Origin of the sequence: Mesorhizobium sp. M0244, from assembly GCF_040321795.1 — a bacterium.
GTDB lineage: Bacteria > Pseudomonadota > Alphaproteobacteria > Rhizobiales > Rhizobiaceae > Mesorhizobium.
Window position 1 is genome coordinate 48,377 of the sequence record NZ_JAMYSE010000032.1, and the last position, 15,959, is coordinate 64,335.

At 59.8% G+C, this 15,959-nt stretch carries 20 protein-coding genes and 1 tRNA gene; 6 read left to right on the forward strand and 15 right to left on the reverse strand.

The annotated features are described in order from the left end of the window. Positions 1-11: 11 nt before the first annotated feature. Positions 12-632, forward strand: a complete 621-nt coding sequence (locus tag NKJ08_RS19680; RefSeq protein WP_352528605.1) for a 2,3-bisphosphoglycerate-dependent phosphoglycerate mutase — start codon at positions 12-14, stop codon at positions 630-632. A gap of 144 nt (positions 633-776) precedes the next feature. After that, positions 777-861, forward strand: a tRNA-Leu gene (locus tag NKJ08_RS19685). 198 nt (positions 862-1,059) lie between these two features. On the opposite strand, the gene NKJ08_RS19690 is transcribed toward NKJ08_RS19685, so the two are convergent. Further along, the gene (locus tag NKJ08_RS19690) at positions 1,060-1,533 is read right to left on the reverse strand and encodes a hypothetical protein (protein ID WP_352528603.1); all 474 of its coding nucleotides are present in this window, start codon (positions 1,531-1,533) and stop codon (positions 1,060-1,062) included. Between NKJ08_RS19690 and NKJ08_RS19695 the strand changes: the two genes are divergently transcribed. Further along, positions 1,532-1,702 (forward strand): hypothetical protein, encoded by a 171-nt coding sequence (locus NKJ08_RS19695; RefSeq protein WP_352528601.1) that lies wholly within the window; start codon positions 1,532-1,534, stop codon positions 1,700-1,702. The two genes, NKJ08_RS19690 and NKJ08_RS19695, sit on opposite strands and share 2 nt — an antisense overlap. 15 nt (positions 1,703-1,717) lie before the next feature. On the opposite strand, the gene NKJ08_RS19700 is transcribed toward NKJ08_RS19695, so the two are convergent. From NKJ08_RS19700 to NKJ08_RS19760, 13 genes are all read right to left on the reverse strand, one after another. Next, on the reverse strand, positions 1,718-2,230 hold the full coding sequence (locus tag NKJ08_RS19700) for a hypothetical protein (RefSeq protein WP_352528599.1): 513 nt from the start codon (positions 2,228-2,230) through the stop codon (positions 1,718-1,720). A gap of 428 nt (positions 2,231-2,658) precedes the next feature. Further along, complete coding sequence (locus tag NKJ08_RS19705) at positions 2,659-3,471, reverse strand: maleate cis-trans isomerase family protein (protein ID WP_352528597.1); 813 nt, start codon at positions 3,469-3,471, stop codon at positions 2,659-2,661. Between the two features lie 11 nt (positions 3,472-3,482). Next, the gene (locus NKJ08_RS19710; protein WP_352528595.1) at positions 3,483-4,724 is read right to left on the reverse strand and encodes a D-amino acid dehydrogenase; all 1,242 of its coding nucleotides are present in this window, start codon (positions 4,722-4,724) and stop codon (positions 3,483-3,485) included. Positions 4,725-4,844: 120 nt separating this feature from the next. Beyond that, positions 4,845-5,216 (reverse strand): DUF4087 domain-containing protein, encoded by a 372-nt coding sequence (locus tag NKJ08_RS19715; protein WP_352528593.1) that lies wholly within the window; start codon positions 5,214-5,216, stop codon positions 4,845-4,847. Positions 5,217-5,311: 95 nt separating this feature from the next. Then, positions 5,312-5,785: a hypothetical protein gene (locus NKJ08_RS19720; RefSeq protein ID WP_352782839.1), complete on the reverse strand. Its 474-nt coding sequence runs from the start codon at positions 5,783-5,785 to the stop codon at positions 5,312-5,314. Positions 5,786-5,929: 144 nt separating this feature from the next. Continuing rightward, positions 5,930-6,337: a lysozyme inhibitor LprI family protein gene (locus NKJ08_RS19725; RefSeq protein WP_352528590.1), complete on the reverse strand. Its 408-nt coding sequence runs from the start codon at positions 6,335-6,337 to the stop codon at positions 5,930-5,932. Between the two features lie 105 nt (positions 6,338-6,442). Then, complete coding sequence (locus NKJ08_RS19730; RefSeq protein ID WP_352782841.1) at positions 6,443-8,755, reverse strand: lysozyme inhibitor LprI family protein; 2,313 nt, start codon at positions 8,753-8,755, stop codon at positions 6,443-6,445. Positions 8,756-8,794: 39 nt separating this feature from the next. Next, the gene (locus tag NKJ08_RS19735) at positions 8,795-9,736 is read right to left on the reverse strand and encodes a PDZ domain-containing protein (RefSeq protein WP_352528584.1); all 942 of its coding nucleotides are present in this window, start codon (positions 9,734-9,736) and stop codon (positions 8,795-8,797) included. A 116-nt stretch (positions 9,737-9,852) separates the two neighbouring features. Beyond that, entirely contained in the window at positions 9,853-10,287 is a 435-nt protein-coding gene (locus tag NKJ08_RS19740) for a hypothetical protein (protein WP_352528582.1), read from the reverse strand. A gap of 33 nt (positions 10,288-10,320) precedes the next feature. Further along, positions 10,321-10,728 carry a hypothetical protein gene (locus NKJ08_RS19745; RefSeq protein WP_352528580.1) on the reverse strand — a complete coding sequence of 136 codons (408 nt, stop codon included), beginning with the start codon at positions 10,726-10,728 and terminating at the stop codon, positions 10,321-10,323. A 3-nt stretch (positions 10,729-10,731) separates the two neighbouring features. Beyond that, positions 10,732-10,974, reverse strand: coding sequence for a hypothetical protein (locus NKJ08_RS19750; protein WP_352528578.1), 243 nt, complete (start codon positions 10,972-10,974; stop codon positions 10,732-10,734). A gap of 21 nt (positions 10,975-10,995) precedes the next feature. After that, positions 10,996-11,286 (reverse strand): EF-hand domain-containing protein, encoded by a 291-nt coding sequence (locus NKJ08_RS19755; RefSeq protein WP_352528576.1) that lies wholly within the window; start codon positions 11,284-11,286, stop codon positions 10,996-10,998. A gap of 80 nt (positions 11,287-11,366) precedes the next feature. Beyond that, positions 11,367-11,600: a hypothetical protein gene (locus tag NKJ08_RS19760; RefSeq protein ID WP_502896081.1), complete on the reverse strand. Its 234-nt coding sequence runs from the start codon at positions 11,598-11,600 to the stop codon at positions 11,367-11,369. Between the two features lie 898 nt (positions 11,601-12,498). On the opposite strand from NKJ08_RS19760, the gene NKJ08_RS19765 reads away from it, so the two are divergent. The 3 genes from NKJ08_RS19765 to NKJ08_RS19775 all read left to right on the forward strand — a co-directional run bounded on the left by NKJ08_RS19765 (position 12,499) and on the right by NKJ08_RS19775 (position 14,481). Further along, positions 12,499-13,437 (forward strand): ABC transporter substrate-binding protein, encoded by a 939-nt coding sequence (locus NKJ08_RS19765; RefSeq protein ID WP_352782847.1) that lies wholly within the window; start codon positions 12,499-12,501, stop codon positions 13,435-13,437. Beyond that, on the forward strand, positions 13,434-14,126 hold the full coding sequence (locus NKJ08_RS19770) for a L,D-transpeptidase (RefSeq protein ID WP_502896080.1): 693 nt from the start codon (positions 13,434-13,436) through the stop codon (positions 14,124-14,126). The genes NKJ08_RS19765 and NKJ08_RS19770 overlap by 4 nt, the downstream gene beginning before the upstream one ends. Before the next feature lie 136 nt (positions 14,127-14,262). Next, positions 14,263-14,481: a hypothetical protein gene (locus NKJ08_RS19775; protein WP_352782849.1), complete on the forward strand. Its 219-nt coding sequence runs from the start codon at positions 14,263-14,265 to the stop codon at positions 14,479-14,481. 133 nt (positions 14,482-14,614) lie between these two features. Here the strand turns inward: NKJ08_RS19775 and NKJ08_RS19780 are convergent. Continuing rightward, positions 14,615-15,959: tetratricopeptide repeat protein (locus tag NKJ08_RS19780; RefSeq protein WP_352782851.1), on the reverse strand; the 1,345-nt coding region annotated here is incomplete at its 5' end.

Below are 15,959 nucleotides of genomic sequence, written 5' to 3' on the forward strand. Positions count from 1 at the left end.
AAGGAGCAAATATGTCGAGAACTCTCGTGCTCGTGCGTCATGGCCAGAGCGAATGGAACCTGAAGAACCTATTTACCGGCTGGCGCGACGTCGATCTGACCGAACTGGGCCATGCCGAGGCCAAGCAAGCGGGCGCCAAACTGAAGGCGCGTGGCATGAAATTCGACATTGCCTTCACTTCGTCGCTGATCCGGGCGCAAAAGACCTGCCAGCACATTCTCGACGCCGTCGGCCAGAGCGATCTCGAAACCATTCGCGACCCGGCGCTGAACGAGCGCGACTATGGCGATCTCTCCGGCCTCAACAAAGACGATGCGCGCAAGAAATGGGGCGAGGAGCAGGTGCATGTCTGGCGCCGCTCCTACGACGTGCCGCCGCCCGGCGGCGAAAGCCTGAAGGACACCGGCGCGCGCGTCTGGCCCTATTATTTGCACGATCTGCAGCCACATGTGCTGCGCGGCGGCACCGTGCTGGTGGCGGCGCACGGCAATTCGCTGCGCGCGCTGATCATGGCGCTGGACGGCAAATCGGGCGAGGAGATCGTCAAGCTCGAGGTCGGCACCGGCGTGCCGATCATCTACACGCTCAACGCCGATTCGACGGTGGCGTCGAAGGAAGTGCTGGAGGACTGAGCCGGCGAGCGGGTTTCTTGATTGAGCATGATCTTTTCCGAAACCTGTTCCCCATTTTTCGCTGACGCGGACCTTCGGTTCGGGATCATGCTTTAAAAAAGCGCGTTGACACTCATCCCTCGCCCGCTTAATGAGCGCGCACCAGCCCAGATGGCGGAATTGGTAGACGCGCACGGTTCAGGTCCGTGTTCCGCAAGGAGTGGAGGTTCGAGTCCTCTTCTGGGCACCATTCGATCCCGACTGCCAACGGGATCAATAAGATAGCTTGTTCATTCGTTGCACTCGCACTGTGTATTGCAGAGGTGTACAATAATCGGCTGGTCCGTCCCACGCTTCTCATGCTCTTGGGCAGCACCAACTGCTCGTTTTTCATCAACGCCTCGATGAGGTCAAATCAGGAATGGCGATACGGTAGCTAACGTGCCGGCTAGCAGCAGCAGACATTGCGGACATAGGTGTTGCCATAAGTGACGTAGGCGTCGTCAGGGATCGCGCCGTTTTCCTTCATCACCCTGGCTAGGTTCTTGGCAACGTCCTGCGCGTAGGTTCCGCGTAGCGTAATGGCGAACCAGCCGTTGGTGGCAAGGTAGGCGACAAGCGGGATCGATGCGGATCGCACATAGGCCTCAGTCTCGGCCAGATTGTCGAAACTCTTGACCTGGATATGGCGCTGTCCGAAGGGGCCGCTCTCATATTGGTCGACGTAGACCCAGGTATCATGCATGTAGCCGACCTGACCGTCCGCCTGGACACGGTACCATCGCCCGACATTGCCGAGGATCGCCACCGCGCTGCGGTTTCGCACATTGGTGAGCGTGGCGGATTTTACCTCTGGAAGCGCCTTCAACGGCGCCGCACCCTGGGAGCGGAGAATGCGGCCCGAGCGGGCCTGGGGAATCATGAGTGACGGATTCGCGGAAGCCGGCGGCAACGAGGCGACAGGAGGCTCAGACGGCACTTGCTTAGGCGATGGCGGCAAGGATGGTGCCTGGCTGGCGACTGGCGGCTGGCTTGCTCCAGTGTCCAAGGTGGTGACCCTGTATTTCGCCATCTCGCTCATGGACAGATAGCGAATGTCGTTACTGTCATATTGAAGCGAAAGTTGAAGCAGAGTCGGGTCGACGCCCATCTCGATCATGTAGGTGATGATGTCGGCGGTAACGGACAGCGGAAACCGCATCCCGGGTGCCTATCGGGATGTCACCGCCGAAAGAAGACTTATGGACGCCGATGGAACCCGGATCGGCATAGCGCATGACGCCACCGAGGAAGGCCAGGGAGCACGCCGAGGCGCACTCGGCGGCCCTGAACTGAGCCGTGTTGAGGCCGAGCCTGCGGATGAGGCGGCCGAGCTCCATTGCTTTCTGGATGTTGCCGCCTGGCGACTGGAACGTGACAGCGACTGATGCATTGGACCGTGCCAGTGCCTCGAAAACCGACAGGTCGTCCTGAGAAGCGAAATCGCCCGATATCAGGATATAGCGGAATCCGGAATCGGTCTGCCCGGCTTGGAACTGCAAACCAGCATGGGCCGCGGTAGCTCCCAGCAGCACCGATGCAATAAACAACAGGACGCGAACGGAAGAGATGCGAGACATGGCCCAAGAGTACCCCGAAGGTTAGCCTAGCCTCGGCCAATGACACTGTCGAATCCTCGTTGCAGATTTGGCGAGAGCAATCTTAAGTTCATGCCAGGGCGGGATATCCGAGGGGTCTGCCACCTATCGTCGTAACTTGAGACGGCTGGCTGTTTGGCTGCAGCACGCAGCGCAAATATTGTGGGATCGTTCCAACTGGCGGTTGGTAGACGCAAGGCAGCTGGCGCGCCTATGAATACTCACGGTCCGCGCTCACCAGGCGCAGCCTAACCGCCCCCCGCCCAGCGCGCTTGGTGCAACGCCGTGATCGTCCCGCCGCACCGAAAGGAGCGGCGGTTTTTGTTTCTGGGATGAAACACTGGCTTGCGACGAAGGTTCGGTGCCTGCAGAACCGAGGCGCCGCGAGCCGGTCTCGCCAAACATAATCGTCAGTTGCCCGACAACCCAAACAGTCTCCCAGCCGGCACGACATCATCCACCCCGGCGAGCCGTAGGCAATGCCAGGCCATGGCGTGGTTGCTCGAAGTGACCGGGATGCCGATGCGCTGCTCGAGCCTTGCCGCGGCTTCGGCGACGCGCAGGCTTGTGCAGGATATGAAGATCGCATCCACCCCCGGCGTGGCAGCCATGCGCTCGGCTGCGGCCTCGATCGACGCGACCGAGATGCGGGCGGCGTCGCGGTCGTCGCGCCGGTCGAACGTGGCGACGGCTGATATGTCGAGGCCACGCCCATTGAAATAGGCGACGAGGTTTTCGTTGATCTGAGGCGCGTAAGGCGTCAGCAGGCCGATGCCCTTGGCGCCGAGAGCCTTGAATGCCGCAAGCGCGGCAGTGACCGGCGTGGTGCAGGCGACGCCAGGCCGCGCTCTCCTGATCTCGGCGAAAACCGCCTCTTCGCCGAGCACCATCGTTGCCGAGGTGCAGCCGAAGCCGACGACGTCGAGCGGGATGCTCGGCAGGATGAGGTCGACGGTGGGCGCGATCCTTGGGCCGATGGCGCGCAGCGTGTCCGGCGTGATGTCGTTGTCGCTGAAGACGCGAGCTTCGTAGAAGGCGACGCCGGGCATGCGCACCAGCGCACGGAATTCATGCTCCAGTGTCTGGTCGGTGGCCAGCACCACGAGGCCGATCGCCGCCCGTGAGGCCAGACCGCCGTCGAGTTCGGACGGCAGCACGCCGAGGTCCACCGGTTTGCGATTGGTCGATCCGGAAGACGGAACGGCGGCAACGTTGAGAGACATGGCGTTCCCTTTCAGTTCAGCAGACCATCCATGGCAATCGCCGGAGTCCGGCCTGCGATCAGATCGGCGGTGATACGGGCCGAGCCATGCGACATGGTCCAGCCGATATGGCCGTGCCCGGTGTTGAGGAAGAGGTTGCGAAAGCGTTGCCGGCCGAAGGCGGGAAGATTGTTCGGCGTCATTGGCCGGAGACCAGCCCACATTTCGGCGCGGTCGTAATCGGCGCCTTCTGGGTAGAGCTCTTCCGTCACGCCCTTCATGAAGGCAAAATCGGCAGGCTTGTGACTGGTGTCGTAGCCGGCGAACTCCGCCGTCGCGGTGACGCGGATGCGGTCGCCGAAGCGCGAAATGGCGACCAGATTGTGCTCGTCGACCGAGGCGATGGTCGGCGGCAGCGGGCGGTTGCCGATCGGGATCGTCAGCGAATAGCCCTTGATCGGATAGATCGGCAGCCGAATGCCGATCTTGCCTGCAAGCGTTGGGCTGTGCGATCCGAGCGCAAGCACATAGGCGTCGCCTTTGAAGGCGCCTTTGTCGGTGAGCACCTGGGTGATGCCGTCGCCTGAGGTCTCGACCCCGATGATCGTCGTGCCGGTGTGGATGGCACCGCCTCTGGCAATGATCTTGGCGGCGAGAGCCCTGGTGAACTTTGCCGGGTCTCCCGTCTCGTCGGTCGGACAGTAAATGCCTCCGGCAATGCTGTTCTTAGCGGAGGCCAGCGCCGGATCGAGCGCGACGATGCCGTCGCGGTCGAGCACCTCGATTTCTTGCCCGTCCGACTGGAGCAGCTTCATGTGCTCGACGCCCTTGTCGAGCGCCTGCTGGCTGCGGTGGAAATAGACGATGCCGCGATCGTTGCGGTCGTAGTCGATGTCCTCGTCCGCGACGACCTCGCGCAAGACAGCCTGCGAGTAGGCGGCAAGGCGATGCTTGAGCAGCGTGTTGCGGCGCGCCTTCGGAGCCGTGCATTCCATCAGAAACAGCCAGGACCAGCTATAGAGCCGCGGGTCGGCCGAGAATTTGAAGCGCAGCGCCTGGTCCTTGAGCAGCAGCGATTTCAGCAAGGTCATCGGCGCCTTGGGGGACGACCAGACGAAGGAATGGCCGGGCGCGATCATGCCGGCATTGCCCCAGCTCGTCTCGGCAGCGACCTGCGCGTTGCGCTCGATGAGCGCGACCTCGTGACCGTCGCGTTGCAGTTGATAGGCCGTCGTGACACCGACGACGCCGCCACCCAGCACCACTACGCGCATGACACCTCCGAACCGCTGGTCCGTCCCTTCGATCCAGAAGAGATTGGAGCACAATTATCCCAGGCATTGCTGCCTGGAAAGAGGCGCCATTTCCTGACTGTCACTGGTTCCTGGTCATGCTTATCCGTCCGGGTTAGGCAGCGATCTGTCGTTGCGACAGCGCGCTAGCGGAAGGATTTCGCCCGAGATCACCCTGGTGATCTTTTGCTGCTTGGCGTTGGTTACGACGGTCATGCACGCACATCCGTAGCCATGGCCCGAACCAGGCACATTGGTCTCGACGAATTGTCGCTCGTCGAAGGCCGGCACATTGTCGATGCCTTTGGGATCCGGGCGGCCCTGCATCTGGATCCACCATTCCCCGTCCCTGTCGGTGAGCATGAGGTTGCCGGGTGTCGAGCTGGAGTACCAGCCACAACGGCGCTCGGCATCGGCGGCCGCAGGTAAGGACATGACGGCCAGGCAGAAACAGATAGCGAACAGCAGGCGCATGAAAATCTTTCCTTCCCTGGAGTAAGTGAGCAGGTCATGCCGTCGACAATTTCTGCGTTGAAGCCGGTAACGAGGCGGCATGAGTTTTTGTAGCCTTATGGCTTCAACTTCGTGTCCACGTTTTCTTCGATCAATCCGCAATGAAGCGTCACAGGTTCCCTTTGGACATCGCTTAGTGGACCGTCGATGAAATCGCAGTTGAGCAAATTGTCCGCACTGCTCTTGCGCGCCGACGCAACGTTGACGTTGACCTCGGGAGGGCCGGCAAGCCAGTCGAGACGCTTCGTATCGACCCTTGCGCCGCTGATGTGGGCGTGGCCAGCTGTGCCCGGAATCCCTACCTGCTCGTCCTGCGGCGTGAGATCGATCTGGCGGACTTCGTTGGCGTGCTTCTCGGCGCTCCGCTTTGGATCGCCGTAGTAGGAAGCGAAGACAACGATCCCTTCCTTTTCAGCCGCGAGCTTGGCGGCTGCCTTCTTGGAAAGCGTGACATTGACGTCGAAGCTCATGTCACCCTGGGCTGTTGCCGGCACCGCACATGCCAACAGCACAGATGCCGCAATCGTCATTGCGAGCGACGATCCATAGCGTTTCACAATCCACCTCCTTCAAGTCCCTCACGCAATGATGATGCCCCTCGCATCCTTTCATGTCTGGCGGCGACGTCACGCTCGCCGCCGGCTTCATCATGATCCGATCAGCTGTGGCATGTGTCAGTTCGCGGCCGGAACAGGGCAGCTCATGTCGCCTTCCTGGCATTTCAGATAGCCTTCGAAACCTTTGGCACGGGATTGCGTAAGGCCGTCCATGCACTGCGCGATGAGCATTGGCATCATGCTTCCTCCGGCCGCTCCTGCGGTCTGGAAACTGCATTCCGCGTCGCGAAACTTGCCCCAATCCCGCTGTGCCTGAACAAGAAGCTTCTTGGTATCCGCATCGTCCTTCAGGCGGGCTTCGATCTGCTTGTAAAGCTCATTGAGCTTCTTGTCGGATTTCTGAAACTCGGCACCGAAGCATCGGTTCATGGCGGCCTGATCCTTGGCATCGGCGCACTTGTCCTTGGCAAAGGCGAAAGTCGGCAGGGCCAGAACCACGGCAGCGATCAGTATTGCTGTTTTCATCGATTTCCCTTTCCGGTTGCAGTCAAGCTCTTAAGTTGCTCAGCCCCGCCCTATGTTCTCTTCAGCTGTCCGTCGTCGCCATGGTCGGCCGTGCCCATGGCCTGATCATCTGGTTGTCATTGGATCAGCTTTGCCACCTTCGGCGACCGTGATGCTGCCGACCTTTCCTGAGCCGGTCAGCCTGCCGCCTTCTTTGACCGTGACTTTGCCGGAGACCTCCCCGTCAACGACAAGCAGTCCCGAGACGGAAACGTCACCGGTCAAAGAGCCGATCACGTGCAACTCCGCTCCCGCCGCCACTTCGGTCATGCCCGAATATTTGTTCTTTCCGCTCAGCGTCAGCTTGCCACCGGCGATAACGAGACCGCCGCTGTCGCCGGCGTCATCATAGTTCGCGATGGTTCCATCAAATTGCCCGTCGGCTTCTGTCAGGATCAGTCTGCCCGCACCCAGATAGACCTCGCCTTTACCGCCAAGGTTGCGAATGGCCGTATCGTTCATGGAGCGCGCCGCCCCCCAGGGCTCCAGATAGTTTCCTTTCTGATCGAGGTTGAGCACACCGTCGACCACGACGCGCGAGGAATGCTCGATGCTGCCCGGCCCGGCCAGAGTAAGATACCCATCGGCCGCGATATGGGTTGTGCCGGTGTAGGCATTGGCCCCGGTCATGCGCACGTCCGCGTCCTTCTCGATCGTGAAATCGCCGGCGCCGGAGATGATGCCGGCCAGTCCGAGCCAGCCATCGCTTCCAGCATCGCTGGTCGCGCGATTCAGCTGCACTTCATCCTCGGCAGCCGCGTCTGTCGTAAAGTTAGCAGCGCTGACAAAATAGGGTGAATATGCGGTCGTCCTGTTTTCCAGATCATACATTACGGAATTTGACTCGAAGAATGGCAAGCCGAGAATGAGACCGCCGACTATTACCTCATCGCTTTGGCGGAGAATGTCGACATCATCATATTCCCGGTTATTTATACTATCATCGAATCCAAAAAACTTGAAGTCGATCAGCTCATCACCAAATTTATCAATATGAAATCCTCTCGTCCGAAGCTTATCTAAAGTAGATTCTGTGGTAATATAAATAAAGCTTGTCGTTCCTGTATCCAATAAAACAGGCCCCCTGAAATCAACCGATTGCTTCTTTCCTTTATGGTCAAAAGAAATTGTATAACGGTAAGAGCCTTCGTACTGATTGGATGCGTTCGCGCCTGATCGCGGGAATCGTCTCTGGACGAATTCGTAATCCAGTTCGCCCCACGGCATCAGGGCCGTAAACTGGGATCTCAGACTGGGGGACAAATTCAGCGTCAGGCAGGGAGCGCAGCCCGGTGTCGTCTTCTCTCCAAGATTGGCATTGGCAGAGACCACATAGCCGCTTTGCGTCTGACTGCCAGGAGCGGCGGTCTGGTCCCCCTCGTTGATAAAATCGCCGGCTCCCAAGACGCCGTAAAACGGCGCCTCGTTACCGGGTTCGCCGTTCTGCATGCTCTTGCGCGCATCAAGATCCGCATAAACCGGCGTATCGCCATGGTGGCCCACGGGCTTTTGCGTCACATTCGCATCCTCGAGGTCGCCGAAATCCTTGGTGAAGACGTAATCCACCACCCGACCGGCGGCAAAGCCGCCGTCGAGGGTTACGACAGGCTCCGAGGGATTATCCGGATCGTAATAGGACAGGCTGTCGAACCGGACCTGTTGTACCCAACCTCCATAGGTGCCGTTTCCATAGGGGTACATTTCGGGCTTGCTGCCGCGCACCGGCTTTACGCCAGGGACACTCGAATCGATCTCGGCGTTGAGCACATCCGACCCGGTGTCGAATTCGAACAGACGAGGCTTGGCACCATTGATGCCCATCATGATCCCGAGTTTGTGGTAGATGACTTCATCACTGCCGGTTCCGAACTGCCCACTAACATGTTGCAATGGAATGGGTATCGAGTCAGCAGTCTGGGCAAGGACAGCCCGGCCGTGCTCATCGCCCGCGGCAGGTACGGCAGGTGATGTGTTCGCTGCCGGAACGGGGCAGCTCAGATCGCCTTCCCGGCATTTCAGGTAACCTTCGAAGTCTTTGACACGGGATTGCGTCAGGCTGTCCAGGCACTGCGCGACGAGCGTTGGCATCATGCTTCCTTCGGCCGCTCCTGCGGTCTGGAAACTGCACTCCGCGTCGCGAAATTTGACCCAATCGCGCTGTGCTTGACCGAGAAGCGTCCTGGTATCCGCGTCGTCGTCCAGGCGGGTTTCGATCTGCTTGTAAAGTTCGTTGAGCTTCTTGTCGGATTTCTTGGACGCGGCATCGGCGCACTCGTTCGGGGCGGCCTGATCCTTGGCGTCGTCGTAGCACTTGTCCTGGCCAAAGGCGAAAGCCGGCATGGCCAGAACCATGGCAGTGGTCCGTATCGCGGTTTTCATCGACTGTCCTCTGTCTAGAACTGCCGGCAGGGTCCGCCGCTAGTTGGCATCGTCATCGTCCGATCCGTCAGCGTCGTCGGTACTGTCATCCGACGCATCGTCATTACCGTCGGTGCTGTTTTCGTCTTCACCATCTGCCGACGGGTCGTCATCGTCATTCTGATCGCTGGAATCGTCCTGATCATCGGAATCATTGTTGTCAGTGCTGTCATCCGACGCATCGTCATCCGCGCCGTCGTCGTCAGTGTCGGTGCTGTTCTTGTCACCATCACCGTCCGTTGAGTTTTCATCGTCGTTCTGATCGCTGGAATCGTCCTGATCATCGGAACTATTGTCATCGGCATCGGGAGAAAGCGCATTTGTGTTGGCGTCGCCAGGCTGCGAGTCGTCCTCGCGATAGCTTGTGTCATTGAGGCCCGTCTCCATCTCGTCGTCATACTCATCGACGATCTGCGTCCACTCCTCTCGATTGTCGACGCTCGTCCATTGCGAGATATTGTTGACCGAGATGTTGGTATTGAAGTTGTTGACGGTGATGTTGGTGTTGACCTCGACGACATCCGCGACTTCTGTCCCGCGGTTCACGCCAAACAGGAAACTGGTGGCACTCACGGCAAGGGCGGCCCAAACGAGTCTGTCGACATCGCCCGGCGTCGAAATCGGTTGATGCCGCACTGTGGCAAGCACGTCACCCGGTCGGATACCTTGCCGCGCGGCAACGCCATGCGGTGCAACGGCCAGGACATATACGCCGCGAAGCTTGGGCGGGATCTGGTAGCGATGCCGAGAGGCGTGGTTGATCGGTATCAGAACCGCATCAAGAGCCCGGGAAACATAGGGCTTCGGCAGATCATACTTGCTGGCATACGCAAAATTGATCGTTTGCGGGACGGCAACGCTCACAACAGCCGTCATTTTCACTGACGTTGCCAATGCACGGGTGAAATGCACGATCAGTCTGGATTTTCGAAGACTTTGCATTTTCCACATCCTGCAGCTGATGAACCTATGTCAGATGCCCGGCGCCCGGAGCGCTCCCCCGCTAGTTGTTCTCCTCCTGCGCCAACTGCGTCGACGGCAATCTCCAGCGATCACCATCATTCCGTAACTTGCTCGGCAAAACACTTTGCCAGGTCTTGCGGCGCTCCGAGCTTCTTCGCCCAGGATACCAGTTCAGGTTTTTCCGATGGCTCGGCATAGCCGCCCCACACGTCGCGAAACTGCTTCTTTCCGTCGACTGTCTGGAAGAACATCACGCCGTCGTCGCTCACGGGCGTGGAGACGTAAGCGGCGCTCCAGTTGCCGTTCTCCATGATCGTGATGAACTTCACCCGAGCGGGCTTGACCTTGTTGTCCAACGCCGAGGCGACGAGAGATGCATATTCCTGCCTGCGCGCCTTCGTCGCTTCGACCTTTATACCGTCGCAGGCGTTACCCGCAGCGAAAGCGGATGTCAGCGTCATTCCCAGCCCCGTGAGGCCGACCGCAACGATTTTGGCATGTCGCCGGACCAGGCTGCTGAATTCAGACATGATTGGCTTCCTCCTTTTTCGCCCCGGAATCCATTAATCGGAATCGTCATCGTCCGATGAACTGTCATCGCCCGACGAACTGTCGTCGACCGGTGTATCGACCTCGCAGCCGATGCCGCGGCAGCCTTGGTAGTTGCCTTGCGTATCGAAGTTCGGATTGCCTTCTCTGTCGTACTGCGGTCTGTCGTCGATGCTTTGATCCCCGTCATCAGGATCGTCGACTTTACATCCGAGCCCATGACAGCCGATGTAGCGGCCCCGCGTATCGAAATTGGGATTTCCGTTCCTGTCGAACTGCGGCCGATAATCAATCTTTCGGCCGCCTTTATGGGGCCGATCAGCCAGGCAGCCCTTTCCGCGACAACCGCCGTAGTCGTCGGTGGTACAACCGGCGATCGCCATCAAAGCAGTGACCAGCGTCGCATAGATTACGAATTTCATGATTCATTCCTCTGATTGGCTGGCGGCCGGGGATCGTCCGTCAGACGTGTAGTCGATAGCCGCTGACGACCCGAACAGGATCCCGGCGATCAAGAGCAGCTTGAGGGCCTGCCAGAAGCTTATGGTCTTCAGGCCAAAAACATCCGGCATGGTGGTGTTCCAGAGCCACAGAAGAAGGGCGGACAGGATCGCCACGACGACGATTACGCCGATCAAAACACCAACGGCAGTTGCCAAATCCGGCATGTCTGTCCCTCCATCCGAAGGCTATTGCAGACGCCCGTCTCCGCTCTTGTCGGCAGCCGCGAAGTCCTTCATGACCCGGTTCATGAATTCCTCCCGGCTGATACGGCCGTCCCCGTTCGCATCGGCCGCCGCAAACTGATCGGCGTTCAGGACGTCGGCAGTCTCGGCCTGGCTGAGAGAGCCTTCATTGTCGGCGTCCAGCTTTTCGAAGGCCTTGGTCATGAAGGCCTGATACTCCTGCCGGTTCACCGCGCCGTTGTTATTGGTATCGATCTGGTCTTGCTGCCCCTGGTACATGGACTGCTGTGCCATGGCCGCGCCGGTGCAAAGCAGGAGCAAGGAAGCTGTCGTCGCGATTATGGATTTCATTGTCTTGTCCCTTTCTTCTCGCCTCAGCGGCAGGCAAGACGATTGCCAAGGTAGCCACCACCGCCGATACCGACAGCTTCGGCCAGGACGCGGCCGCGGCCACCGCCGATCGCGCTGCCGACAAGACCGCCCACGATCGCACCACCGACCGTACCGGCGATGCAGCCGAACTCGCTGTTGCGCGCCTGGACTTCCGGGTTGGATGACGACTGGCACGCCGTAAGCGCGAAAGTGCCTGCGAGCACGATTGCCAAGATTGATTTTCTCGTGGCTCTTTCCTGATCTGATTGCGGGTTGGCGCCAATCCGAGCAAGACAGAGCTTCGCTGGCCATCGAATGAGCCAGGCTGTGGCCCATGCATTCGACGACTTAGCCGCCGGCTGTCGTAAATCTCTTGCGTCGAGGGGAACTACGTCGAGGGAAACGTTCCCCGCAGGGGCCGCATTGGCGAATGTCAATTTTCCTCTCCATGCCTAGCGCCCCGTCCGCCCAAGCATGCCCACGATCCGCTGACGCGGCTGTGTTGCTAAAAAGTGGCATCCGACGTCAGCCTATGGCAAGGAAAAAGTACAATATCGCTGGATTGAATTTTGCAAATGCTTAATAATTCGGAACCAGTGCCGGTTATTTTAGCAGATACTGAAATTGAATCGACAGCAAGATCCTAGCATGCAACCTCAGTTTTATTCTCTGGTCACGCGTTGTTGCAAGTAACATGTCAAATTGTTATGAATTTACGCCGGCTACCAAAAAGACGCGACGAAAACTGCTTCTTATATGATGGCATGAATCTTGATCTAGTGTCTTATTTTTTCGAACCCAACCAACCCGTTGCGCAGGCCGAAAGAAATGCCGCTCACTCATTCGAGTTGTTCAACACTGCGGCGTGCCGCAAAGAGGTGCAGTTGGGGGCGCGGCGACCGCGTCGTGAGCATCTTCCCAGTCGGATTGTCATCGAGTAGCGTGCAGGGCGGCACGTGACGGCGCTCTCTTTGGCGAATGCACTGCGGCACCTTCAGCAGTTGCCCGTCAGAAGATGGGACTGGTGTCACAACCCGGTGCTCGCCGTGACAGATTGTTTCCGTCCCGGTTCATTTCAGCACCGAAGCGAGGGGGAAGAAAATGCACAACCGATTTCGGCGGTGCCTGCGGAAAATGTCGCTGGCGGCATTGATGATGCTGGCGGTAAACATCCCGGTCCACGCGGCTGATCTCGTCATTGCAATGCCGAACTGGCCGTCGGGCCAGGCAACGGCAAACATCCTCAAGGTCAGCCTGAAGGAAAATTTCGGGCTCGATGCCGATGTGCGCGAGATGGGGACGCTTATTGCCTTTGCCGGTCTCAATTCGGGTGAGGTGGATATTCATCCCGAAATCTGGCTGCCCAACCTGGACAATCTGGTGAAGAAGTATGTGGACGGTGCCGGCACGGTGGCCATCAGCCCCATCGGTGTGCCGGCCTGGCAAGGTCTGTGCGCCACGCGTGAAGCAGCCGACAAATTTGGAATTCATGATGTTTCGGATCTCAGCGACACGAAGAAAACCGCCGCGCTGGATACTGATGGCGACGGACGTGGCGAACTCTGGATAGGCGCTGAGGGTTGGTCCTCAACCGCTATCGAGCGCATCCGCGCCAACAGCTATGGTTATGCCAAGACAATGACATTGCTGGAGACGCCCGAGGATGTCGGAATGGCGGCTGTCGATGCCGCGGTTGCCACGGATCACCCGATGGTGTTTGCCTGCTACGCGCCGCACTACGTCTTTGAGCTGCACGACATTGTCCGCCTTACGGAGCCGCCCTTCGACCCGGCAAAGTGGAAGATCGTGCTGCCGTCCGAAGACCCGCTCTGGGTTTCAAAGTCCAGCGCGCCGGTATCGTGGGATACGGCGCGTTTCCATATCGCCTACGCCACCTCGCTGCGCAAAAAATATCCGAAGGTGGTGGCGTTCCTGGAACGGGTCGACCTGAAGCCCGAGGAAATCACCAAAATGAGTTATGCGATCCAGGTAGAGCGTCAGGATCCTTACGAATACGCCAAACAATGGGTTGCCGCACAAGGCGTCCGGGTGCACGGGTGGGCAAATCCATGAACCGAAAGCTGATGATCGCGGGACGCGCCACTTTCCAGCGGAGCTCCCTTACAACAATTGTCGCGGTAGCGTTCGGTCTTGTCGCGGTGGCGGCGCTGGCTGCGGGAACACAGGTTTTCGATCCGAAAACCCACAAATGGGTGGACTACGACCGCACCAAGGCGCGCAAATACTATGCCGCGCATAATGAAGTGCCCGAGGCGTTCCGCCCGCAGATGGTCAAGTTCCGCACCGCGGAAGTGCCAGGCACGATCATCATCGATGGCAACCAGCACTTTCTCTATCTTGTGCAGCCGGATCAGCGGGCGATGCGCTACGGCATCGGCGTGGGCCGGGAAGGATTTGGATGGGCCGGCATCGTGCGCGTCGGCCGCATGGCGGAATGGCCGACATGGACGCCTCCGGCCGAAATGGTCGCTCGTGATCCGAAGGCGGTGAAATACGCCGGAGGCATGAAGGGAGGGCCCGACAACCCGCTCGGCGCGAGGGCGCTCTACCTCTATGAGCGCGACCAGGACACGATCTACCGGATACACGGCACCCCGGAGCCCTGGACGATCGGGCTCGACGTGTCATCGGGGTGCATCCGTATGAGGAACGACGACATCACCGATCTCGCATCCCGCGTCAAGGTCGGGGCCAAGGTCATCGTTCTCATGCAAGGGGCAGCCCTCTACAAGGGTGTGTGAAGCGGCGTTCGGAGAGGGCCAAGCAATGTCGGCAAAACGTGCAGTGAGAACTTCGATCCTGGTGACAGCAATTGGATTCCTGGCTGAAGCCCTGAGCGCGTGCGTCAGCGCGCCGCCGCCGCCTCCTCAGGACCAGATGTCCAGGACCAAGGTCGAAACGGCCCCGGCGGACCTTCAGCTTCTTTGCGCCAATGCGGTCGCCAAGGCGAGCGGCGTCGACAGCACGAAGATACTTCCGGTTTCATCGACCAAGCTCGATTCCAAAACCTATCAGGTCGAACTCGATGCCAGCGGCAAGAAGACAAGCTGCCTCGTGGATGACGACGGCAACGTCAAATCGGTTGAGCCCGTCTGATCCGCTCTGGTCGACGACTTTTGCGACCGATCTGACCATTGCCGCGAACCGGCGTCGGCTTCGGACGTGACGATGTTGGGTGGCGGCCAGCCGCGATGAACGGTTTAGAACGCCCGACTAACCGCGCCTTGCCTCACCCCAGCCCGATCCGCCTGGCGCCTTGCCGGAACAGGGCCTCGGCGTCCGGCTCGAAGCGGAAGGTGCCGATGAAATCATCGGCGCAGTAGTTCGGCAGCGTCTTGCGCAGCGCGGAGGCGAAACTTCGCGCCTCGTCCAGCCGCCCCGCCAGCGCAAGGCAATGCGCGGCAATCGCCAGGATGATGGCATGGGCGTTGGGACGGGCGGCTGCTTTCAGCGCCCATTCGGCGGCCTCGTCGAACTGGCCGAGCCGGACATGCGCCATCGCCCTGGCGCCCAGCATACCGAACAGCAGCGGATCGAAGGGGCTCAGATGCCTGGAATGGTCGGACGAGCCGATGGCGGCCTTCGGGTCGCCCGACTGCGAGTGGACGAAAGACAGCGCATAGTGGCCAAGCGCAAAATTCGGGCTGAGGTCGACGGCGCGTTCCAGCTCGATGAGGGAGCCGTCCTGCTCGCCGCGCAGCCACAGCGCCCGCCCCATGGCCCAGTGCGCGGCCGGATTGTGATCGTCGACGAGTAGGCTCTGGCCGGCGGCCTCGAAGGCCATGGCGCTTTCCTGATCGCGGTCCCCCCAGCGCTGGAAGGCGTTCTGCCAATGGGGGAAGGAGAGGCCGGCATAGGCGCGGGCGAAGGTTGGGTCGAGCTTCAGGGCCATGTCGAAGAAATGCCGGGCCTGCTCGTTTTCCGCGCGGGTGAAGCGATACATGTGCCACAGGCCGCGATGGTAGGCTTCCCAGGCATTCAGCGAATTCGGCGCCTTCAGCATGGCGCGGTTGCGCTCGACCGTTTCGATCTCGGCCGAGATCGACGAGACGATGCTGTTGCCGATATCATCAAGCACGGCAAAGATGTCGTCCGGCTTGCGCTCGAACGTCTCGGCCCAGACGATCCTGGCCGTGCGTACTTCGATCAGCTCGACCGCGACGGTGACGCGGCCCGCCTGGCTGCGCACCGTGCCGGTGGCGACATAGTCGACCTTGAGCCGCCGGCCGGCATCCTCCGGCGCGATGTTTTTCTCCGCTAGCGCAAACACCGAGCCGCGCGCGATGACGAAGAAATCCCTGAGCTTGGCCAGGCGGGTGATGATGTCGTGGGTCAGGCCATCGGCGATTCCTCCGCGCGGGCCGCCCAGAGGACCGGTGGGAACGCCGCCGATTCCGGCCTGTTCGACAAACGGCATCACCGCGAGCGAAGCCTTGCGCGACGTCGCGGCATTCGGATCGGCAAGCACGATAGATGCCTGGGATACCGAGAGCCGGACGTCTGACTGTGCCCATGAAGACTGGCCCTGCTGGCAGCGGATTGCCAGCCATGCGTCGCGGACCGATGCGAAATAC

Bases quoted from the DNA above. Each gene is read 5' to 3' on its own strand.
- NKJ08_RS19765 (WP_352782847.1), top strand. From the start codon at position 12,499: ATGTCGCTGGCGGCATTGATGATGCTGGCGGTAAACATCCCGGTCCAC.
- NKJ08_RS19725 (WP_352528590.1), bottom strand. From the start codon at position 6,337: ATGAAAACAGCAATACTGATCGCTGCCGTGGTTCTGGCCCTGCCGACT.
- NKJ08_RS19750 (WP_352528578.1), bottom strand. From the start codon at position 10,974: ATGCCGGATTTGGCAACTGCCGTTGGTGTTTTGATCGGCGTAATCGTC.
- NKJ08_RS19700 (WP_352528599.1), bottom strand. From the start codon at position 2,230: ATGTCTCGCATCTCTTCCGTTCGCGTCCTGTTGTTTATTGCATCGGTG.
- NKJ08_RS19705 (WP_352528597.1), bottom strand. From the start codon at position 3,471: ATGTCTCTCAACGTTGCCGCCGTTCCGTCTTCCGGATCGACCAATCGC.
- NKJ08_RS19720 (WP_352782839.1), bottom strand. From the start codon at position 5,785: ATGACGATTGCGGCATCTGTGCTGTTGGCATGTGCGGTGCCGGCAACA.
- NKJ08_RS19680 (WP_352528605.1), top strand. From the start codon at position 12: ATGTCGAGAACTCTCGTGCTCGTGCGTCATGGCCAGAGCGAATGGAAC.
- NKJ08_RS19690 (WP_352528603.1), bottom strand. From the start codon at position 1,533: ATGATTCCCCAGGCCCGCTCGGGCCGCATTCTCCGCTCCCAGGGTGCG.
- NKJ08_RS19710 (WP_352528595.1), bottom strand. From the start codon at position 4,724: ATGCGCGTAGTGGTGCTGGGTGGCGGCGTCGTCGGTGTCACGACGGCC.
- NKJ08_RS19745 (WP_352528580.1), bottom strand. From the start codon at position 10,728: ATGAAATTCGTAATCTATGCGACGCTGGTCACTGCTTTGATGGCGATC.
- NKJ08_RS19695 (WP_352528601.1), top strand. From the start codon at position 1,532: ATGAGTGACGGATTCGCGGAAGCCGGCGGCAACGAGGCGACAGGAGGC.
- NKJ08_RS19755 (WP_352528576.1), bottom strand. From the start codon at position 11,286: ATGGCACAGCAGTCCATGTACCAGGGGCAGCAAGACCAGATCGATACC.
- NKJ08_RS19740 (WP_352528582.1), bottom strand. From the start codon at position 10,287: ATGTCTGAATTCAGCAGCCTGGTCCGGCGACATGCCAAAATCGTTGCG.
- NKJ08_RS19715 (WP_352528593.1), bottom strand. From the start codon at position 5,216: ATGCGCCTGCTGTTCGCTATCTGTTTCTGCCTGGCCGTCATGTCCTTA.
- NKJ08_RS19730 (WP_352782841.1), bottom strand. From the start codon at position 8,755: ATGAAAACCGCGATACGGACCACTGCCATGGTTCTGGCCATGCCGGCT.
- NKJ08_RS19735 (WP_352528584.1), bottom strand. From the start codon at position 9,736: ATGCAAAGTCTTCGAAAATCCAGACTGATCGTGCATTTCACCCGTGCA.
- NKJ08_RS19775 (WP_352782849.1), top strand. From the start codon at position 14,263: ATGTCCAGGACCAAGGTCGAAACGGCCCCGGCGGACCTTCAGCTTCTT.
- NKJ08_RS19770 (WP_502896080.1), top strand. From the start codon at position 13,434: ATGAACCGAAAGCTGATGATCGCGGGACGCGCCACTTTCCAGCGGAGC.